The organism is Macrococcus lamae, assembly GCF_004359545.1.
Classification (GTDB): Bacteria; Bacillota; Bacilli; order Staphylococcales; family Staphylococcaceae; genus Macrococcus; species Macrococcus lamae.
In genome coordinates this window covers 119710-138223 of the sequence record NZ_SCWB01000002.1, presented here as the reverse complement: position 1 = coordinate 138223, position 18514 = coordinate 119710, and the positions used below count along the sequence as shown (strand labels likewise).

At 41.4% G+C, this 18514-nt stretch carries 19 protein-coding genes; 10 read left to right on the top strand and 9 right to left on the bottom strand.

Annotation, left to right across the window (positions count from 1 at the left end; genetic code table 11):
* Positions 1–42: 42 nt before the first annotated feature.
* Complete coding sequence (locus tag ERX29_RS02225) at positions 43–2169, bottom strand: DNA topoisomerase III (RefSeq protein ID WP_133443109.1); 2127 nt, start codon at positions 2167–2169, stop codon at positions 43–45.
* Positions 2170–2285: 116 nt separating this feature from the next.
* Here ERX29_RS02225 and ERX29_RS02220 point away from each other — a divergent pair, with 116 nt between their 5' ends.
* From ERX29_RS02220 to ERX29_RS02200, 5 genes are all read left to right on the top strand, one after another.
* Positions 2286–3098 carry an HAD-IIB family hydrolase gene (locus ERX29_RS02220; protein WP_165981037.1) on the top strand — a complete coding sequence of 271 codons (813 nt, stop codon included), beginning with the start codon at positions 2286–2288 and terminating at the stop codon, positions 3096–3098.
* A gap of 14 nt (positions 3099–3112) precedes the next feature.
* Positions 3113–3967 carry a GNAT family N-acetyltransferase gene (locus ERX29_RS02215; RefSeq protein ID WP_133443053.1) on the top strand — a complete coding sequence of 285 codons (855 nt, stop codon included), beginning with the start codon at positions 3113–3115 and terminating at the stop codon, positions 3965–3967.
* A gap of 125 nt (positions 3968–4092) precedes the next feature.
* The gene (locus ERX29_RS02210; RefSeq protein ID WP_133443052.1) at positions 4093–4947 is read left to right on the top strand and encodes a GRP family sugar transporter; all 855 of its coding nucleotides are present in this window, start codon (positions 4093–4095) and stop codon (positions 4945–4947) included.
* A 15-nt stretch (positions 4948–4962) separates the two neighbouring features.
* Positions 4963–5748, top strand: coding sequence for a glucose 1-dehydrogenase (locus ERX29_RS02205; protein ID WP_133443051.1), 786 nt, complete (start codon positions 4963–4965; stop codon positions 5746–5748).
* A gap of 93 nt (positions 5749–5841) precedes the next feature.
* Positions 5842–6252 (top strand): hypothetical protein, encoded by a 411-nt coding sequence (locus tag ERX29_RS02200; protein WP_133443050.1) that lies wholly within the window; start codon positions 5842–5844, stop codon positions 6250–6252.
* Positions 6253–6259: 7 nt separating this feature from the next.
* Here ERX29_RS02200 and ERX29_RS02195 read toward each other — a convergent pair whose 3' ends face one another.
* Complete coding sequence (locus tag ERX29_RS02195; RefSeq protein WP_133443049.1) at positions 6260–7342, bottom strand: metallophosphoesterase; 1083 nt, start codon at positions 7340–7342, stop codon at positions 6260–6262.
* Positions 7339–7818, bottom strand: a complete 480-nt coding sequence (gene ybaK, locus ERX29_RS02190) for a Cys-tRNA(Pro) deacylase (protein ID WP_133443048.1) — start codon at positions 7816–7818, stop codon at positions 7339–7341. Before ybaK ends, ERX29_RS02195 begins: the two co-directional genes overlap by 4 nt.
* 78 nt (positions 7819–7896) lie before the next feature.
* Here ybaK and ERX29_RS10935 point away from each other — a divergent pair, with 78 nt between their 5' ends.
* Genes ERX29_RS10935 through mspA form a run of 3 tightly spaced genes read left to right on the top strand, consistent with a single transcriptional unit; the run spans position 7897 to position 9534 of the window.
* Positions 7897–8067 (top strand): SE1832 family protein, encoded by a 171-nt coding sequence (locus ERX29_RS10935; protein ID WP_165981036.1) that lies wholly within the window; start codon positions 7897–7899, stop codon positions 8065–8067.
* Positions 8057–9214: an MFS transporter gene (locus tag ERX29_RS02185; protein ID WP_243719947.1), complete on the top strand. Its 1158-nt coding sequence runs from the start codon at positions 8057–8059 to the stop codon at positions 9212–9214. The genes ERX29_RS10935 and ERX29_RS02185 overlap by 11 nt, the downstream gene beginning before the upstream one ends.
* Positions 9211–9534: a membrane stabilizing protein MspA gene (gene mspA, locus ERX29_RS02180; RefSeq protein ID WP_133443047.1), complete on the top strand. Its 324-nt coding sequence runs from the start codon at positions 9211–9213 to the stop codon at positions 9532–9534. Before ERX29_RS02185 ends, mspA begins: the two co-directional genes overlap by 4 nt.
* Positions 9535–9580: 46 nt before the next feature.
* Here the strand turns inward: mspA and ERX29_RS02175 are convergent, their stop codons facing one another.
* Together ERX29_RS02175 and ERX29_RS02170 are read right to left on the bottom strand one after the other, a co-directional pair.
* Positions 9581–12772, bottom strand: a complete 3192-nt coding sequence (locus ERX29_RS02175; RefSeq protein ID WP_133443046.1) for an efflux RND transporter permease subunit — start codon at positions 12770–12772, stop codon at positions 9581–9583.
* Positions 12773–12829: 57 nt separating this feature from the next.
* The gene (locus tag ERX29_RS02170) at positions 12830–13690 is read right to left on the bottom strand and encodes an NAD(P)-dependent oxidoreductase (RefSeq protein ID WP_424960621.1); all 861 of its coding nucleotides are present in this window, start codon (positions 13688–13690) and stop codon (positions 12830–12832) included.
* Between the two features lie 72 nt (positions 13691–13762).
* Here ERX29_RS02170 and ERX29_RS02165 point away from each other — a divergent pair, with 72 nt between their 5' ends.
* Complete coding sequence (locus tag ERX29_RS02165; protein ID WP_133443044.1) at positions 13763–14053, top strand: hypothetical protein; 291 nt, start codon at positions 13763–13765, stop codon at positions 14051–14053.
* Here ERX29_RS02165 and proC read toward each other — a convergent pair.
* Positions 14050–14829: a pyrroline-5-carboxylate reductase gene (gene proC / locus ERX29_RS02160; RefSeq protein WP_133443043.1), complete on the bottom strand. Its 780-nt coding sequence runs from the start codon at positions 14827–14829 to the stop codon at positions 14050–14052. The two genes, ERX29_RS02165 and proC, sit on opposite strands and share 4 nt — an antisense overlap.
* Positions 14830–14837: 8 nt before the next feature.
* Complete coding sequence (locus ERX29_RS02155; RefSeq protein WP_133443107.1) at positions 14838–16085, bottom strand: lipid II:glycine glycyltransferase FemX; 1248 nt, start codon at positions 16083–16085, stop codon at positions 14838–14840.
* Positions 16086–16180: 95 nt separating this feature from the next.
* Between ERX29_RS02155 and ERX29_RS02150 the strand changes: the two genes are divergently transcribed.
* Positions 16181–16432 carry a hypothetical protein gene (locus ERX29_RS02150; protein ID WP_133443042.1) on the top strand — a complete coding sequence of 84 codons (252 nt, stop codon included), beginning with the start codon at positions 16181–16183 and terminating at the stop codon, positions 16430–16432.
* On the opposite strand, the gene ERX29_RS02145 is transcribed toward ERX29_RS02150, so the two are convergent.
* Both ERX29_RS02145 and ERX29_RS02140 read right to left on the bottom strand, forming a co-directional pair.
* Positions 16426–17148, bottom strand: a complete 723-nt coding sequence (locus ERX29_RS02145) for a VOC family protein (protein ID WP_133443041.1) — start codon at positions 17146–17148, stop codon at positions 16426–16428. The two genes, ERX29_RS02150 and ERX29_RS02145, sit on opposite strands and share 7 nt — an antisense overlap.
* 87 nt (positions 17149–17235) lie before the next feature.
* A complete protein-coding gene (locus ERX29_RS02140; protein ID WP_133443040.1) occupies positions 17236–18411 on the bottom strand; it encodes a DUF418 domain-containing protein in 1176 nt (391 codons plus the stop codon).
* Positions 18412–18514: the final 103 nt, after the last annotated feature.

The window sequence follows — 18514 nt, the reverse complement described above, 5'->3', positions numbered from 1 at the left end:
AACATTTTTCAATTATTTTTATATTTTGTTCGTAATTAATCTTTACAACTTTAATCCTTTCAAAGCATCGGCAAAAGGATTGTTGACCGGTTCGTCCTGTTTCATGTACTTTTTCATTTCATTTTTTGACACTTTACCTGTTTTAGTCGATTTAAAGCGTTTGTCCATCGCTTCCTGTGTTTCTCTGAAACCGCAGCTGCAGCTGTACATTGCTTTTTTTCCTGTACCGTGCAGCATCAGTTTCTTCTTACAGTTAGGGCAACGGGCATTGGTCTGACGCTGAACATTTTTCTTCGTCTTACAGGTTGGATCCTGACAGACAAGCATCTTACCGTTACGTGTCTTAATTTCAAGCATGAACTTGCCGCATGTCGGGCATTCTGTTGACGTTAAGTTATCATGTTTAAACTTATCCTCGCTGGATTTGATGTCAGCGATAAGTACCTTCGTAAACTCACGCATCTCTTCGATAAAATTCTTCTTATGGTAACTGCCCTTCTCAATCTGAGTAAGCTTATGTTCCCAGTCTGCTGTTAAGTCAGGTGATTTCAATGCTTCCGGTGCCAGATCAAGCAATTGCTTTCCTTTATTAGTCACACGCAGTTTTCCGTCACGATTTTCAATAGCGTTCAAATGATAGAGTTTCTCGATAATATCTGCCCGCGTTGCTACCGTTCCGATGCCACCTGTCTCTTTTAATGTCGCTTTCTGCGCTTTATCAAGTTTAAAGACAGCTGATGGATTTTCCATCGCTTTCAGCAGTGTTCCTTCATTGAAATATGGCGGTGGTGTCGTTTCTCCAGTTGTCTTTGTCAATTTAAGTGAATCAATAGTTTCACCGGTGTTAAATGACAATGCTGCTTTTTCGCTCATTGACTCATGTAATGCTCTAAAACCAAGCTCTATCGCCTGTTCATGTTTCGCCGTAAATGTTTCGCTGCCAATCTGTACGGTTACAGTCTGCACCGTATAACGATACGGCTTCATCAATACACTTAAGAACCGTTCAGCAATCAGCTCATAAATATGCCGCTCACGAAGAGATAACTCGCTGACATTCGCTCTCACTTCTGTCGGAACAATCGCATGGTGGTCAGACACTTTAGCATCATTGATAAAATGTCTGCTCCCTTTAATCGGTGCTTTTAACAGCTGGACGACTGCCTGACGGTACTCTGTAGCGCCGAGTGCTGCGACTCTATCTTTTAAAGTCGGAACCATGTCTTCTGACAGATAATTCGCATCTGTTCTCGGGTATGTGACAAGCTTATGGCTTTCATATAAGTTCTGCATCGTACTTAACGTTTCTTTAGCAGAATATTTATAGCGTCTGTAGGCATCCTGCTGAAGTGACGTCAAGTCATACAAGAGGTCTGGATATTTCTTTTTCTCCACCGTTTCGACAGAGACGACTTTTGCAGTCTCTGACTTCAGCTGACCGAGCAACTGATCGACTTTTGCTTCATCAAAAATCTGACCTCCTGCCTGCCACGTAAACTTCGTGCCTTTAATCACCGTTTCTATGCCATAAAATTGACGAGGTTTAAAGGCATTGATTTCATCCTGGCGCATTCTTACCATCTGCAGTGTCGGTGTCTGGACCCGTCCAGTTGACAGCTGGGCATCGTATTTTGTCGTCAAGGCGCGAGTCGCATTGATGCCGACAATCCAGTCCGCTTCACTTCTCGCCATAGCTGCATCATATAATCCTTGATAGGCTTTACCATCTTTTAACTTGTTGAAGCCGTCTTTAATCGCTTTATCGGTGACTGAACTGATCCACAGTCGTTTCACTGGTTTATTCCCTTTACACTTCTCCAGTATGAGTCGTGCAACCAGTTCTCCTTCACGTCCGGCATCAGTCGCAATAATGACTTCACCGACATCGCCGCGTTCTATCTGAGCTTTCACAGTATTGAATTGCTTACGCGTCTTACTGATCACAACTGTCTTCATGTGGTTCGGCAAAATTGGCAGAACGTCCAGATTCCACTCCTTATATTTCATATCATATTGTTCAGGATCTGCATTCGTCACAAGATGGCCAAGCGCCCATGTAACGATATAGCGGCTGCTTTCCATATAACCATTCTTGTTCTGATTACATCCAAGCACGCGGGCAATATCCCGTGCAACTGAAGGTTTCTCTGCTAATACAACAGATTTCATATCATCATTCCTATTCTCATTAGTCATCTGATTATTATAGCATGCTCATTTGAAGATTTCATTTGAGTTAACCGTGCGATTCCGTTATGCTAATTTCAAATGAAGGAGGACGCCTTATGAAACCTATGTATTTCCCGGAGAATATCAACTGGCTCGTCTGCTCAGATTTTGACGAGACTTTCTTTGCGCACGACCTGTCTAATGCAGAAGATGTGAAAGAGTTGGATGATTATATCGCGCTTCATGCGAAAGATAGCAATATTCTATTCGGTATCGTGTCAGCAAGTACAATTGAGATGATAAAACATTGTCTGGATATCGGTCATTTTAATTACTATCCTCATTTTATTTCTTCAAATTCAGGCACTGAACTCAGATACTATATTGACGGCAAGGAAATCTATGACAAAGATTACGAGCAGGAGCTGCTAAAGCGCGGTTTCTCTAAAACTACAATTCTTGACGTTGAAACTCAGCTGAAAAGCGAAGGCATTCCACTGAAAATACAGGAACCGTTTATCAACGCTCCATTTTCTCGTAACTATTACTACAAGGAGAGCATTCCTGAAGTAGACGCTGCAAACTTCGAACGCATCAGACAACTAGCTTCCGAGAATCATCTAGTCGTCAACATCAGCAAGTGCAATCCATTAATCGGAGACCCAGCTGATCATTATGACGTCGACTTTTTCCCAGACAGCGCCGGTAAAGGTGCTATCGTTAAATACTTGATCAGAAAATTCAAAGTTCCTGCTGCCCAGACGATTGCGTTCGGTGACAGCGGAAATGACATTAAAATGCTGAATGCAGTTAAACATGGGTATTTAGTTAGTAACGCAACACCTGAGGCGAAGAAACTCTATCCACATGTCGCAGAACATACCTATAGCAAAGGGATTCTAACAATGTTAACTCATATCATCAAATAAGGAGTGAACAGCACATGAGTACAAGTGCTACAGACGATTATGAAAAAATCAGCCGTTTCCTCTATGACATGAACCAGCAGCCCGAACATCATGTCGGTTATCTCGGTCATAGTCAGCAACGTATTAAAAAGCAACTGGAACAACTTGGAGCAGAAAACATTGCCGTGTTGTCAGAAGGTGAAGAGATTATTGCTGTCATCGGAATAGAAACAAAAGAAGACGGCACAGCTCATGTATTCGGACCGATCACCAGTCATACAGATACTGAAATATCCCAGCAAATCAAAGAGCTATGTGAACAGCTGATGAAGAAGCATCCTGACATTAAAGAATATGAGTTTTACATTGGAGCTCAGCATGTTTTCGGTCAGATGGTCATGAAGTCACTAAGAACACAGTATCTCGGTACGCGTTATACAATGGCAGCTGTAAACTTAAATGATGAAGATATCGATACACGGCTCGTTATTCCGTACAGTCCCATATACCGGAAAAGCTTCATGGATTTAATGAAAAACTTATATATTAATCCGAAAGAACGGACAGAACAATTACTGGAACTGCTTGACGATTCATCGGAACTCTTTATCCTGCTGAACGAAGGTATCGTTAAAGGTTATATTCTCCTTGCGACAAACAATAAGGCGACATGCTATGTTGAATATGTCGTTACTCATAAAAACTATCGTCAGCAAGGTATCGGTCATCAGCTCGTAGCTTATGCAGCACGGCATGCTTTCGAAAAACACCAGGCAACAGAAATACAGCTGAGTGTAGAAGATAAAAGAAAACGTACGATTGAGTTCTACGAAAAATTAGGATTTAAGAAAATCAATGAATTGCACCATTATAAATTCAGTGCAGAGTAAAAAACGTCACCTATAAGCTTGAGATAACTAGCTAATTTCTGCAGAATAGCTGGATGTCTCAAGCTTATGTTTTGTGTAATGAACGAAGGGAATAGATGGACATAAAAGTATAAAGGACTGAGGCAATGGATCTATTAATAGCTTTACTACCTGCCCTGCTCTGGGGAAGTGTGGTATTGATCAACGTCAAGGTGGGCGGTTCACCTTATGAGCAGATTATGGGGACAGTGCTGGGTGCTTTTATCATCGGAACTGCCACTTACTTTATCGTCCAACCTGAGCTCAGCTGGAAAATATTAATAGTCGGTATGATATCAGGTGGTTTCTGGGCGCTGGGTCAAGGCAACCAGCTAAAAAGCATCGATAAGATTGGCGTTTCAAAGACAATGCCGATTTCTACAGGAATGCAGCTCGTTGGTACAACTATTGTCTCTGTTATTTTCTTCAACGAATGGAAGTCAACAACCGCAGTCATTCTTGGCATTACGGCTCTTGTTCTACTAGTTGGTGGCGTCATTCTGACATCACTCAAAGGAGACAAAGATGATGAAAAAGATAAGGGACGCATCAAATCTGCCCTTCATATTCTAATTATCTCATCTATCGGCTATATTACCTATGTCGTCATCGGTCAGTTTTTCGGTGTTGAGGGATGGGATGCCTTATTTCCTCAGGCAATCGGTATGATGCTCGGCGGATTACTGCTCAGTATGAAGCATAAACCTGAAAAGAAAGCCATCGCCAGAAATATCATTCCAGGCGTCGTATGGGCATTCGGTAATATGGCGATGTTTTATTCGCAGCCAAAAGTAGGCGTTGCTACTAGTTTCTCATTCTCACAGATGCTGGTTGTTGTTTCAACGCTCGGGGGCATTTTCATTCTCAAGGAAAAGAAAACGAAAAAACAGTATATTGGTATCGCAGTCGGCATTGTTCTGATTATCGCTGCAGCCTTTCTATTAGGTTACGCTAAACAATAATAAGGAGTGGTATGAATGTATCAGGATCTTAAAGAGAAAGTCGTTGTAATTACAGGTGCTTCAAATGGTATCGGAAAAGCAATGGCAGAAGAATTCGGCAAAGAAGGATGTAAAGTCGTCGTCAATTACTACTCAAGCCCTGAAGGTGCAGAAGAAGTAGCAGCAACTATTAAAAACAATGGTGGAGACGCAGTGACTGTTCAAGGTGATGTGGCAAAGGAAGCAGATGTCGTAAAAATCTGCCAGACTGCTCATGATGCGTTCGGCGGTATTGACATCATGATTAATAACGCCGGTATCGAACATGCAACGCCTTCTCTCGAAATGTCAGCAGAAGAATTCAACAAAGTGATCGAGACTAATCTGACCGGTGCCTTTGTCGGCAGCCGTGAAGCGTGCCGGCATTTTGTAGAGACAGGTAAAAAAGGCATCATCATCAATATTTCAAGTGTGCACGATGTTATTCCATGGCCTAATTACGTGAACTACGCTGCAAGTAAAGGCGGAATGAAACTGATGATGGAGACAATGTGTATGGAATTTGCACCGAACGGTATCAGAATTAATAATATCTCACCGGGTGCAATTATGACTGAACACACAACTGAAAAATTTACTGATCCTAAAACGCGGGCAGAAACAGAAAAAATGATTCCAATGGGTATCATCGGTGATCCTAAACAGGTTGCCACTGTCGCGACATTTCTTGCCAGCGAAAATGCAAGTTACATTACCGGCGAAACGCTTTACGTTGATGGCGGTATGACAAAATACCCATCGTTCATGGGTGGTAAAGGGTAATTATCAATCTGTCTCAAATAAGAGACAGATTTTTTCATGTTCATTGACTCACTTCTTTTGTGCTAAACTAAACAAAAATACAAGAGGTGCTTTATGAACGACTTTATAAAAATTCCGAAACGTCTTGCTGTCATTTCGTTAATTATCTTAACGATCATCATCTTATTGATTACATTACTTTATTTCAGCGCATCGAGCGACTTCGTCCAGGATTTTCTAGCTGGACAAGCTGGCGATTCTGCATTGCCGGAGAGCACGAAAGCTTTAAAAGAGGCGCTGCTACCCCTGATCGTCATGATTCTCTTTCCATGGGCACTTAACTTGCTTGGCATCCTTTACTTGAACCGTTACATTATAGTAAGTGCTGTCATGTTCATCGTAGCAGGTCTGCTTCTGTTATTCACAGTGGTTATTCCTGTTCTATTGATTACTGCAGGGACGATGCTGATTATCCGTCACCGTCATTATATTAATCACGAGAAGTATAAGTCATACTATGAATGACCAATCGTTACTCACCTAAAACTTCTTCAGGAACCCAGCCTACAAGGCTCTCTTTTTTGACCAGTACATAACCCAGACAGGAGTCATCAATCACTTTGACAGTTTCTCCAACTTCAACATTAAGAAACATATCCGTATAGTCATCTTTCAGGCGATAGCCGCCAGAACCATCTTCCTGAATATACTCTGTTTTCACCATAAACTCAGTCTGTGAACGCACATGAATAGCCGAAGTAAAGTAGGGATCAATCTCGCCTATTGTAATTTCGAAGTCCGGATAGGTGAAGGTATGCGGCTCCTGGTAGCTGACTTCTAAAGATTGAACGATTTCCCGAGTGATATAGTCGTCGACAGCCATTGACGAGCGCGTACCATCCGCTTCGATAATCAGTGCATTCAACTGTCCAGATGCTTTAACTTGATTACCGCCATCGATGGCGATTATTTTTCGGTCATGGCTGATCTTGACTTCGTGACTGTATAACCCGTTCTCCACATAGTTACACGCCGGATAATGACCGACGACCACATACTTGTCAAGCTGGTGTTTCTGCTCATAGAAGTTCGGCATGACCAGCGCCTGTTCACAATCTGTTTCGAGATAATCAGCATGGTCTATTCCTGCATGAACAAACAAGTAATCTTCCGTCTCAATTGCAGTCGGCAGTGCAGCGAATCGCTGCTGATAATCCCCGTACGTTTTTAAAATATCATCTGCTAAGTTATGCTGAGAGGGATAGTCCGCCAGTGTTTTCCCTGTTTCGTCTAGATAGTCATGAATGAATGTCCGGCGGTAATCCATATAATCAAATAGCCAGGCTTCGTATAATTCAGTGAGAATGCGGTCGCAGTTTCCTTCAATCATATGAACGTTTTCCTGTTCAAGCAGTTGCAACACATACTTCATCGTCCCGATGGAATCCCGTCCTTTATCAAGGATATCGCCACCAATAATTAGAACATCATCTTCTAAAAATCCGACTTTCTCAAGCAATTTTTGAAATAGCACTTTCTCACCGTGAATGTCGGAGATGACAATGGTACGTCTGCCTTTAATCTCAAGCTTACGATAATTATCCTTCAGTTTCATCGTCTGATCACATCCATCAGACGCCCATCAGTGACTTTAAGAAGATTATCGACACTGAGTTTCATCTGTTGGCCAATCTGTCCCGCACTGACAATAATATCATCCAGTTCTGATGCTGAACTGTCACAAACGGTCGGTAACGATTTTTTCATGCCGACTGGAGAACAGCCGCCTCTTATATAACCGGTTCTGCTGAGCAGTTCTTTAACCGGCAGCAGTTCGAGCTTTTTCACGCCTGCCGTTTGACTCGCTTTCTTCAAATCAAGCTCAGCCGCCACAGGAATAACAAACACGAATAATTCCTGGCCCGCATGAGTAATGAGTGTCTTATATACACTGGCAGTTTCCTGTCCTATTTTTTCGGCAACACTGATGCCGCCGATCTGTCCATCCTCAGCTGAATAAGTATAAACATCATAGCTGATATGAAACTGGTCCAGTTGACGCAGTGCATTTGTTTTGATTTTCTTCGGCATTCTTATTTCCCCGCTTTCAAGTTAGTTCCATTATAGCTTATAATGGACTTACATTTTAAAAATAAAGGAGTGTCTATGATGGCTGATTTAAATTATCAACTGACAGAACTTAAACAGGAATACGTCAGATTGCAGGGTGATATCGAGAAGGTCCAGTCAACCGGAAATCACGCCGAAAAATTAGAAGAACGTCTGCATGAACTGGAAGAAGAAATCCGTGTCGTGCGTGAACAGCTTAATGAACAGTAATATTAAACAAGTATTCAGCCTGTTGATGGGTATTCAGTTCTTAATCTATTTCGGGTTCAGCATCGTCATCCCTGTCATTCCGGCTTTAATTGCTGATATGAATTTAAGTTCTTTCCATATGGGGCTGTTACTGGCGATTTATTCCATTGCCTCATTCATCGCTGCACCTTTCTGGGGACAGTTCTCAGATAATAAAGGCCGCAAAAAAGTACTGCTTATAGGCTTAATCGGTTTCGCTGTCAGCTTTTTGACATTCGGCCTGTTCATTGACAATCTGCCGATGCTTTACTTCTCGCGCATCATCGGTGGTTTGTTTTCAGGGGCATGTTTTTCTACGACGACAAGTATTGTCGCCGACTTAACAACAGCTGAAGAACGTAACCGTTACATGGGACTGCTCGGTATGATGATCGGTCTCGGTTTTATTTTCGGTCCTGCTGTCGGCGGATTGCTTGCCGGCGTCTCCTACCAGCTGCCCTACTTTATAACAGCTGGAATATTGATACTGATTTTCCTCGCTGTATGGACGAAATTGCCGGAAACTCATAACAGTCGCTCCGGTTTTGATGATAAGCGCATTGACTGGAGTATTGTCAAGCAACCGGTAGGTCTGCTCTTATTATGTACATTTATTGTAATGATGACGATGAGCGGTATGGAGAGTTCTTTTCAGCTGCTTGAAATCGATAGAATTAATATTACCCCGTCACAGATGGGAATGCTCTTTATGATTGGTGGATTCGTCAGTGCATTGCTGCAGGGCGGCTATTTACGAAAAGTAAAGCACGGCTCAGAACGTAAAGTCATGGTTGCAGGGCAGATCATTACAGCCATTGCTTTTATGATGCTTCCGTTTACAATGAATCTTGTATACGCTGGGCTATGTCTTGTGCTTTTAATGGCAGGTAACGCGATGGTCAGAACATTGCTGACTTCGAGCATCACAAAGACAACGTCGGCAAGCCATATGGGCAAGCTGACAGGTATCACTTATTCACTGGATAGTCTCGGCAGAATTATCGGTCCTCTTGTTTTCACCGGACTGCTGACATTTAACTTGAGTCTGCCATTTTATATAGGCGCTGTTACAAGTATATTGTCACTTGGACTGATTTATATCTATTTTTCGAAAGGAACAGTGGCATGATATTCTTACTCACGCTTTATCTGCTCATTTATTTAGTGATTTCGTATTTGAGTATTTATCAATATAACGTTCAGATTACACGTATTCTCAGAATGATACTCGGTGTCGGACTTTTATTATTTATATTCAGCATTCTATTCAACGTGACGTCGACATCATGGTGGGCTATTCTATTAGTACTTGCACTTGTAATCAATATAGAAATCACCGCATTTAAACATCGAATTAAAGACGAAAAAGGAGTACTTATACTAAACCTTTTCACCATTATGCTGACTTTACTGATTATCGGTGTATCCTTTTATATTTATGGCATTTAACAACGCAAAAATCCCTTAAAGCTCAACTGGCTTTAAGGGATTATTTTTAATAAGTTTCAGTGACCTGCTGTTTTCTTTTCTTGCGATTTTTGATGTTCATCAGTACTTCGTACACTACAGGCACAACAATTAACGTCAGTAATGTAGATGATACAAGACCGCCGATAACAGTCACGCCAAGCGCTTTAGAAATTAATACCGATCCATCTCCACCGAATAATAGTGGTGATAAAGCACCGATTGTCGCGAGTGCGGTCATTAAAATTGGCCTTACACGCGTTGATGCTGCTTCAAGCAGAGCTTCACGTGTTGATAATCCTCTGTCTTCCATATGGATGACACGGTCGATCAATACGATGGCGTTAGTTACAACGATACCGATCAACATCAAAATACCAATCATTGAAGGCACTGATAATGTTTCGCCGGCAACTAGTAATCCAACAATCACTCCTGTAATCGTAAATGGTAATGAGAATAGAATCGCAAGCGGCGCAAGTCCGCCTTTAAATGTCAGTACAAGGATTAAATAGACAATACCGATAGCTGCAAGCATCGCAAGTCCTAATTGTGAGAAACTTTCTCCAATATCTTCACTTGTTCCACCGACTTTAATATTAACATTGCTTGGTGTATCGATTTTAGAGACAGCTTTTTGAACATCTGCTGTTGTTTTACCAACGTCATCTGCTTTAATTTTTCCGTCTACACTTGCTGATACGTCTCCGTCTTCACGAGTGATTGTATCTGACGATTTACCTTCTGTAATGTCAACAACTTCACTGAGTTTCACATCACGGCCAAGCGGTGAAGTAATTGTTGTATTTTCCAGTTTTTTCTTTGTCCAATTCGTTTCTTCGTCTTTAGTAAGAATGACGTCTGTTGAATTCGCATTCTTACCTACTTTAGTGACCACGGTTTCAGGTGAACGCTGATTTAATGTCATGGCTACCTGCCCTGCCGTCAAGCCAAGTTCGGACAATTTATTATGATCTACTTTTAAAGTGTATTCATCATAGCTGTCAGATAATGATGAATCGACGTTGGATAACGTATCTTGGTTCTTCATTACATTTTCGACTTCTTTCACTGTTGAACGGATGGCATCTGTTGAAGGGCCGATCACTGATACAGATACGCTATTTGAAGCGCCTCCTGTTGCAAAGTCCTGGTTCTTCCATGAACCTGGATGTTTATATGCTGCAAGCTTGTTCAATACTTTTTCAGCTTCATTCTCCCAGTTCAGTGTATCTTTATTGTATTCAACCATCATCGCCATGTCATTTGAGGCAACCGGGCTGAACGGGTTTTTGCCACCGACAGAGAATTGGACGTTTTCCACATCCTTCTTACTTGATAAATATTTCTGAACTTCTTCAGCATGCTTGACGACTTCGTCTTCCGTCTCACCAGGCTGCGGTTTATAAGTCAATGCCAGGAGTTTATCCTCACCTGTTGAGATGAATGACGTTCCGACAAGCGGCACAAGCATCAGGCTACCGACAAGTAATAACACACTCAGTAAACCGACAATCCACTTATGATTTAATGACCAGTCAAGTACACGTCGATAGAAGTGCGCAATAGCACCCGGCTTTTCATCATGATGCCCTTTAATGCCGTTTCTGAAAAAGATATGACCGAGCATCGGGACAATGGTAATCGCAATTAATAATGAAGCGAGTAAAGCAAATACCACTGTCAAAGCAAATGGTCTGAATAGTTCACCGATAGAACCGGAAACAAGACCAAGCGGCAGGAATACTGCAATCGTTACAAGTGTCGATGACATAATCGGAATAAACATTTCACGCGTTGCGTCTGCAATAAGTGCGGCACCGCTCAAACGTTCATTCTTCAATGACATTCGTCTGAAGATGTTCTCTATAACGACAATCGAGTCATCAATAACACGTCCGATAGCGACAGTCATCGCACCAAGTGTCATAATATTCAATGTCACATCCAGCTGCTTAAGGATAATCAACGCGATGAGAATAGACATTGGAATAGAGACCACTGCAATGAATGTAGAACGGATATTACGGAGGAAGATCAGAATCATGATGACTGCGAACAGAGCCCCGATCAGTGCTTTTTCAACCATTGTTTTAACAGAATCTTCAATCGGTTTCGCCTGATCCATCATTAATAAAGTCTGGATATCTTTATTTTCTTTGCCGAATTTGCTGACAATATCTTTCACATCATTAGCTAATTTTACGGTATTGGCGTTGTCTGATTTAACAACTTGAACACTTAATGAATCTTTACCGTTCGTTTTAGAAATAGACTCGCGGCTAGCTACATTTTTTATAGACGCTATTTCACCTAATTCTACTGTCGGTAATTTTGCGTTTTTCATCTGTTCTGCTGCCGCTGCTGCTTGAGCTGCACTGCCAGCCTGATTACCTGAGGCTTGAGCTGCCGGCTGCTGGGCACTAGATTGCTGAGCACCAGGTTGTGCTCCGGCAGGTGCCGCCGCTGCACTGCCTGTCACTGGTACTTTGAGTGATTTTAGTGCTTCAACAGATGTAAACTGTCCATTGACGACAATAGATTTCAAGTCGTTACCAAATGTATAAAGACCAAGAGGAGCATCCGCTGTAGCACCTTTAATGTATTGAAGCACAGTCTCTTCTGTTAATCCTTTTTTCTTCAACTGATCCTTATCAAACTGCAGTTCAATCTGTTGAACTTCCTGACCTGAGAATGTTACACTACTGACTCCGTCAACCCCTTCTATACGAGGGACAAGATCGTTTTCAATCTTCTTCGTCAGATCTTTGATGTTTTTATTGTTTGAAGAGAACGAATAGCTGATTATAGGGAACGTGTATATAGAAATCTGATCGATTGCCGGGTCCTGTACTTCTTCCGGCATGTCAATCTTTGCAATCGCCTCCTGAAGATCACGTTCGGCCTTATCCATATCAGTCCCAAAGTCATACTGCAGCGTAATCGCTGAGGCATTCTGCATCGACTGACTTGATACTTTATCGACACCCGACATACTTGAAACTTTCTTTTCTATCGGTTCTGTAACATTATCAAGCACTGCTTCCGGTGTTGCACCTGGATAAGGTGTGGTCACTGTAATCACTGGTGATGTAATGCTCGGCAGCATCTCCATCTTCATAGTCATCGCTGAATAAATACCAGCTGCTGCAAGAATCAAAGTCATCAGCCAGAGGGCGAACTTATTATGTAATGAAAAATTTATTATTTTCTGTATCACTGTCTTCCTCCAATTTTTAATCTCAAATAACAATATAGACTAAATTTCTATATATTGCTAATTATTCCCTCTATATCTTTCGAAAATAATATGAGTGCCTGTTGACTGCTTTTGTTCTTCAGACAGCTGATTGTAAAGCTGATAAGCGAGTTCAAGCCCTGGCAGCTGGATGTTCATTTTTGAAGCTTCATCGAGAGCAATTTTCATATCCTTTAGAAAATGATGTGTATAAAAACCTGGCTGATAATCTCCCGCCAGCATGCGAGGCGCAAGATTAGACAGGGACCAGCTGCCCGCTGCACCTTTAGAGATGGTTTCAAGCACCCGTTCAATATCAAGTCCTGCCTGTTCAGCATAATAAAGACTTTCCGCAACACCTATCATTCCTGAAGCAATAGCAATCTGGTTCGCCATCTTCGTATGCTGCCCGCTCCCCGCCTGACCAAAATATTGAACACTGCTGCTGAACATATTTAAGATTTCTCTGACTTTTAAATAGGCCTGTTCATCGCCGCCTGTCATGACGGACAGCGTGCCGTTCTTTGCACCGATGTCTCCTCCACTGACCGGAGCATCGATAACTGAGATACCAGCTGCCATCGCCTCTTCAGCGATTTTTTTCGCAAGCTCAGGACTAGACGTCGTACAATCAATTAGAAACTGTCCTGGTCTTCCACATTTAACGAGACCTTGTTCACCTAAATACATCTCTTCTACATCGTGAGGATAGCCGAGCATCGTAAAAATAACGTCGCATTGTTCTGATACTTCAGCAGGGCTACGGCACCAGACGGCTCCTTGTTCAATAAGAGTATCTGCTTTTTCTTTCGTGCGGTTAAATACGAAAAGTGTATGTCCTTTTAAATGACCGGCCATGCTTTTACCCATTACACCAGTGCCAATAAAACCTATATTCATCATTTTCCTCCATATTTATATTTTGTTTAATACAGCTTTCCATTAAAATGAATAATGACAGGAGGGACTTCTATGCAAAAAGTTTTAATGCTGCTCTATATTATTATGCATATTGTCTTCGCAGCAAGTTATTTCATCAACAGCGGCATTATTTTTTTCACGACTTATTTCTGGTTGTTTTTCTGTATCCTTACGTTTATCACCGGACTGTTTTATTTATATGCCAGACGTCCCGTGAAAGAAAAAAACTTAACATACAAATTACTAGCGATAATATTAACGCTCATCAGTCTGCTAAGTTTCTTTTTTATTCTTTATCTTAACTTTGTAAATCCTTATTTCTACTTGGAATTCAGAAATTAATTATACTTTGTGATTTCATCCATGGCTTTTGAGATAGCATCTCTGAAGCCTTTTTCTTCGAGCTTCTTGACGCCTTGGATCGTCGAACCACCAGGTGAAGTGACCTGGTCTTTAAGTACAGCAGGGTGTTCACCGCTCTCGAGTACCATTTTACCGGCTCCTACGACCATCTGACTTGCCAGCTGATAGGCAGTCTCTCTGTCGAGACCCGCAGATACTGCATTGTCTGCCATAGCTTCGATCATCATATAGATAAAAGTGGGTGATGAAGCTGCGATTGCAGGCATAATATGCATCAGTGATTCATCCATCCATTTAACAACACCCAGTCGTTCCATCATTTCTGTCAAAGCAGTTACTTCATGTTCTCTGACATATTCGTTTCGACTCATCGCAAGTATTCCTGAATTCACCGCGACAGGAGTGTTCGGCATAATGCGGACAATTTTCTGATGGTGATCAAACATATCATCGATGTCCTGAATTGATACCCCTCCAGCAATCGACATAATGATATGTTCTTCTGTTAAATAATGATGCAGCTGCACTGCTATTTGTGATAAAGCTTTCGGCACGACACCAAGCATTACGGCGTCATATGCTGACAGCTCTTCCAGTGAATCAATACTTGTTACCCCGTGAGTCGCCACAAATTCCTGCTGCTTTTCTTTATTTCTCAGCCAGACGCCTAAAGTCTGTAAGTCAATACCGCTGTTTTTCCATCCAGTTACCATCTGCGTGACCATTTTGCCGCCGCCAATTATCGCTATCTTCATATGATCCCCTACTTTTTACGTCCTTTAGTGAATTTCATTTTCATCTTCGTCATACGTGGTTTTACCTGTTCTACCATCTGATATACAAGAGGAATGAGCACATAATCAAATTCGCCGATTTTTTCACTTAGACGCGTGCCCCATTTCTTTTTGAACAGCCATAAGCCGTAATGCTCTGAATCTTTCGGAGGATTGTTATCTGTCCCCCCGAAGTCATAAGTCTTGGCACCGCGTGACCGAGAGTATCGCATCATATTGATCTGCATATGATGGTTCGGCAAATAATCGCGGTAATCATTACTTGAAGCGCTGTATAAGTAATAAGCTTTATGACCTGAGAAGGTTAACAAAGAGGCCGCTAATATTCTTCCTTCTGGATGTGTTACTTGCAATTCTTCTAGTTCATTTAACTGCTTCTGTAACTTTGTCTGCCGCTGATCTATATCTTTTATTTGGTTTGCTGCCTTCTTCTGGTCTTTATTCTGCAGCAGTTTCTGTTTCTTTTGTTCAAGTGCATCATAATCATTCTGAAGTTTCGGCATAACTTCACCTGGTACAAGTTTAGCAAGAAACAGTTCTGCGTCACCTGATGGATTCAAAGCATCATAAATATTTTCAAAATAAGAGATGTCGCGGGTCAGAAAGCCGTCACGAAGTCCCGTTTCTTTCATGAGCGCAGCAAATATTTTCAAATCATCTCGACCACCGATAAAGACCTCTGTCCCTTTCTTCTGACTGAGCTTGACGCTAGAACGATTTTTCTTCTCAAAGCTTTGAATCAGCGCCTCTTCGTCCATATCAATATCTGTAACCATCGTCATACGCGGCTGAATATAACTTTTACTCAGTCCATCTTCAAACCCTTTATGATGGTAGCCGAGAGATTCAAGGTACTCGACGAGACCTTCAGCATTCTGCACTTCAATATCTGGATCAATCTTAATCGCATAAGAACGTTCAGCACGTGCCACTTCAATAGCGAACTTTGTTAATGCTTCCACCGTTTCTTTATCGTTATAATCACAGACAAAACCGCGTGACACGTAACATAATGTAAACGGCATCCGCGGCACCCGTTTAAACTGCAGCTGACCCACACCCGTCAGTTCATTATTACGTCCTACAGCAATGCGCCGTGAATACCAGCCAGTTAACTGCTTTGATTCTGCCCATTTTGTTAGTTGAAGCAAATCACCGTTCGGATGCTGCTTAACAAAATCATCATGTATTTCATTGGAAATATGAAGTCGTTCTATCGTCATTAAAATCTCCCTTTCAACTGTGTAACTATAATTTACCATTAATTTTTGTTATAATGAATTATCAAATATACTGATAAAGAAGGTTTAAGATGTTCAAAAATATTCTGCTGACAATTCTTGCTGTCGTTAATATAGTTCTGATTTTTCTGTTTCAGACGCGCCAAGCCATTTATCACTTCGATATCAGTGTCATCGCAGTCGGTCTCACACTTATCATCACTATCATCTTTTTAATTGTCCGACCTTCTAAGCTCAACTTGATTTTTATTCTGATTACACTACTCATTGCATTATACCATGCCGCACTGCTAGTCATGCGTGTCTATCATTATGTCTACTGAACAAACTTATAAATTCCGTTTCTGACAGTCATGGTTCCTTCTATATGTGATTGTATAGTAACGGACAGAATTCCATCACTATCTCCATGAGTTACTGTGAATGCCGGACTTTCAGGAATATACAGTACCCCATTTTCAAAAATAGCACCTAACAGATCCTGCCATTCAGCAATGAGCTTGGCAGGATCTTTTGTGACAAGCACTATCTCCTTAACAGTCAGCTGTTGAAACAAAGGAGCGAGCGCTTCTTTTCTGTCTTCATCTGACTCGTTCCATTGTATGAAAAAAGGCAGCTCTCTGTCGCTATTGTCATCAATATAAAGCAGCTGCCAGCTGATAACTTCACCATCAGGCTTAGTCCGTGACATCCTGTTTGGTCCTATCACTTGTCGACCGCACGAAATGAAATGATCCTTCAATGTTTCAATGTCATCTGTCCGGAAGCAGAGACGTTTAAACCCTTCACTATAACCAGTATGTTTAAGAGTAGCTGCAAAACTCAGCCTTTCATTACTGTCTCCAGCTGATTTCTCGACAAGTGATTGATCAAATACATCGATGAACTCAATATAACTTAAGTCAAAGTAGCTGAGTTTATTATAGGTACCCAGCTTATCGTGTCTGCCTCCTGCAACTACTGACAGGAACTGATCGGGAAATTCGAACGATTCCAGATTTTTTATATAATGAATCAAGTGATCCCATTTTAACATCATGTCATCCACCTCATTACTATTGTAAGGAATTATGACCTAAAACGAAAGAAAGAGACAAAGATATTCATCTTCGTCTCTCTTTACTGCTTAAACTAAACGCCTTTTGGAATATGGTTTCCATGATAAGTAAGTCCATGCTCTCAGCATATATTCCAGCGGCCCGTATTTAAAGAAACGCATATATAGACTGCTGAAGACGACTTGCAGCACAAAGAACAAAAGCGCGAGTCCAGCAGATAATACGAAGTCATCATCTCCGAATCGTCCCAATCCGCGACTGTAGTAAATCCATGAGTGAAAAACTGACTGCATAATATAATTGGTCAACGATAATTTCCCCACTGCTTCAAATGCATTGAACAACAGTCTGCTCGTACATCGATGATATAGATAATAAAACAGCACGATATAACCGAGCGACAATACAAAATCACCGATCAGCATTGCATTAAGCGCTAGTTCACTTTCTTCAAAATTAACCCCAGCTGCATTCAATAACAGTCCAATAGGGATACAAATAAGCATACGCTTCTTAAACACAGTCATTCCTGTTTCAAAAAAGCGTGACTTCGCTGCAATCATTCCTGTCAGAAACACAGGGAAGAATAATAATAACCCTATCAGCATAATCAATGGTAGCAATGCGTCTGATCCCATAAAAGGATCATCCTGCATCATGAAATTCAGCAGATCAGTAGCAGTTCCAGTGCTATACACTTCTTTTTGCTGCAGCAAGTATTCATGCTGCTTCTCTGTCAGCTTATCAGGTGACATGGTATTGACTGCTTCATTTATAAGATCCGGGAACTGCATGCCGACACCGAACAATAGAATAAAACTGATAACGCTTGTAATAACCAGAGTTTTTATACTCCGATTGACAAGAAAGACTAACAGCAGCACTATCGGACCATAGAAAGTCAATATGTCCCCTTCAAAGAAAAACAGTGCATGGAGCAGACCGAGAATTAACAGACCGATTCCTCGTCTAAACACATGTCTTTTCACACCCAATCCTCGTTTTTTCAAACTCTCAGCTAACTTAATCAGCCCGAAGCCGAAAAGAAAAGCAAAAATCGGCATAAAGCTACCCTCTATAAAAATTTTAATCCCTTTTATCAGCCATAGACTGAAACCTTCTATATGATAGACTTCAGTATATTCCTTACCATACATACCAAACTGGAATATGAGTAGATTAGCCATCAATATGCCGAACAAACTGAATCCTCTTAAACTATCCACCACTTTTATTCTATCCACGCTTCTCCCGCCCTTCTTGTTTATTGTACAGAAGGATAGGCGTAATAATTCTTAAAGTTTCCTTAAAAGTTGAAAGTAAAAAAAGTCCCGCCATAAAGGCAGG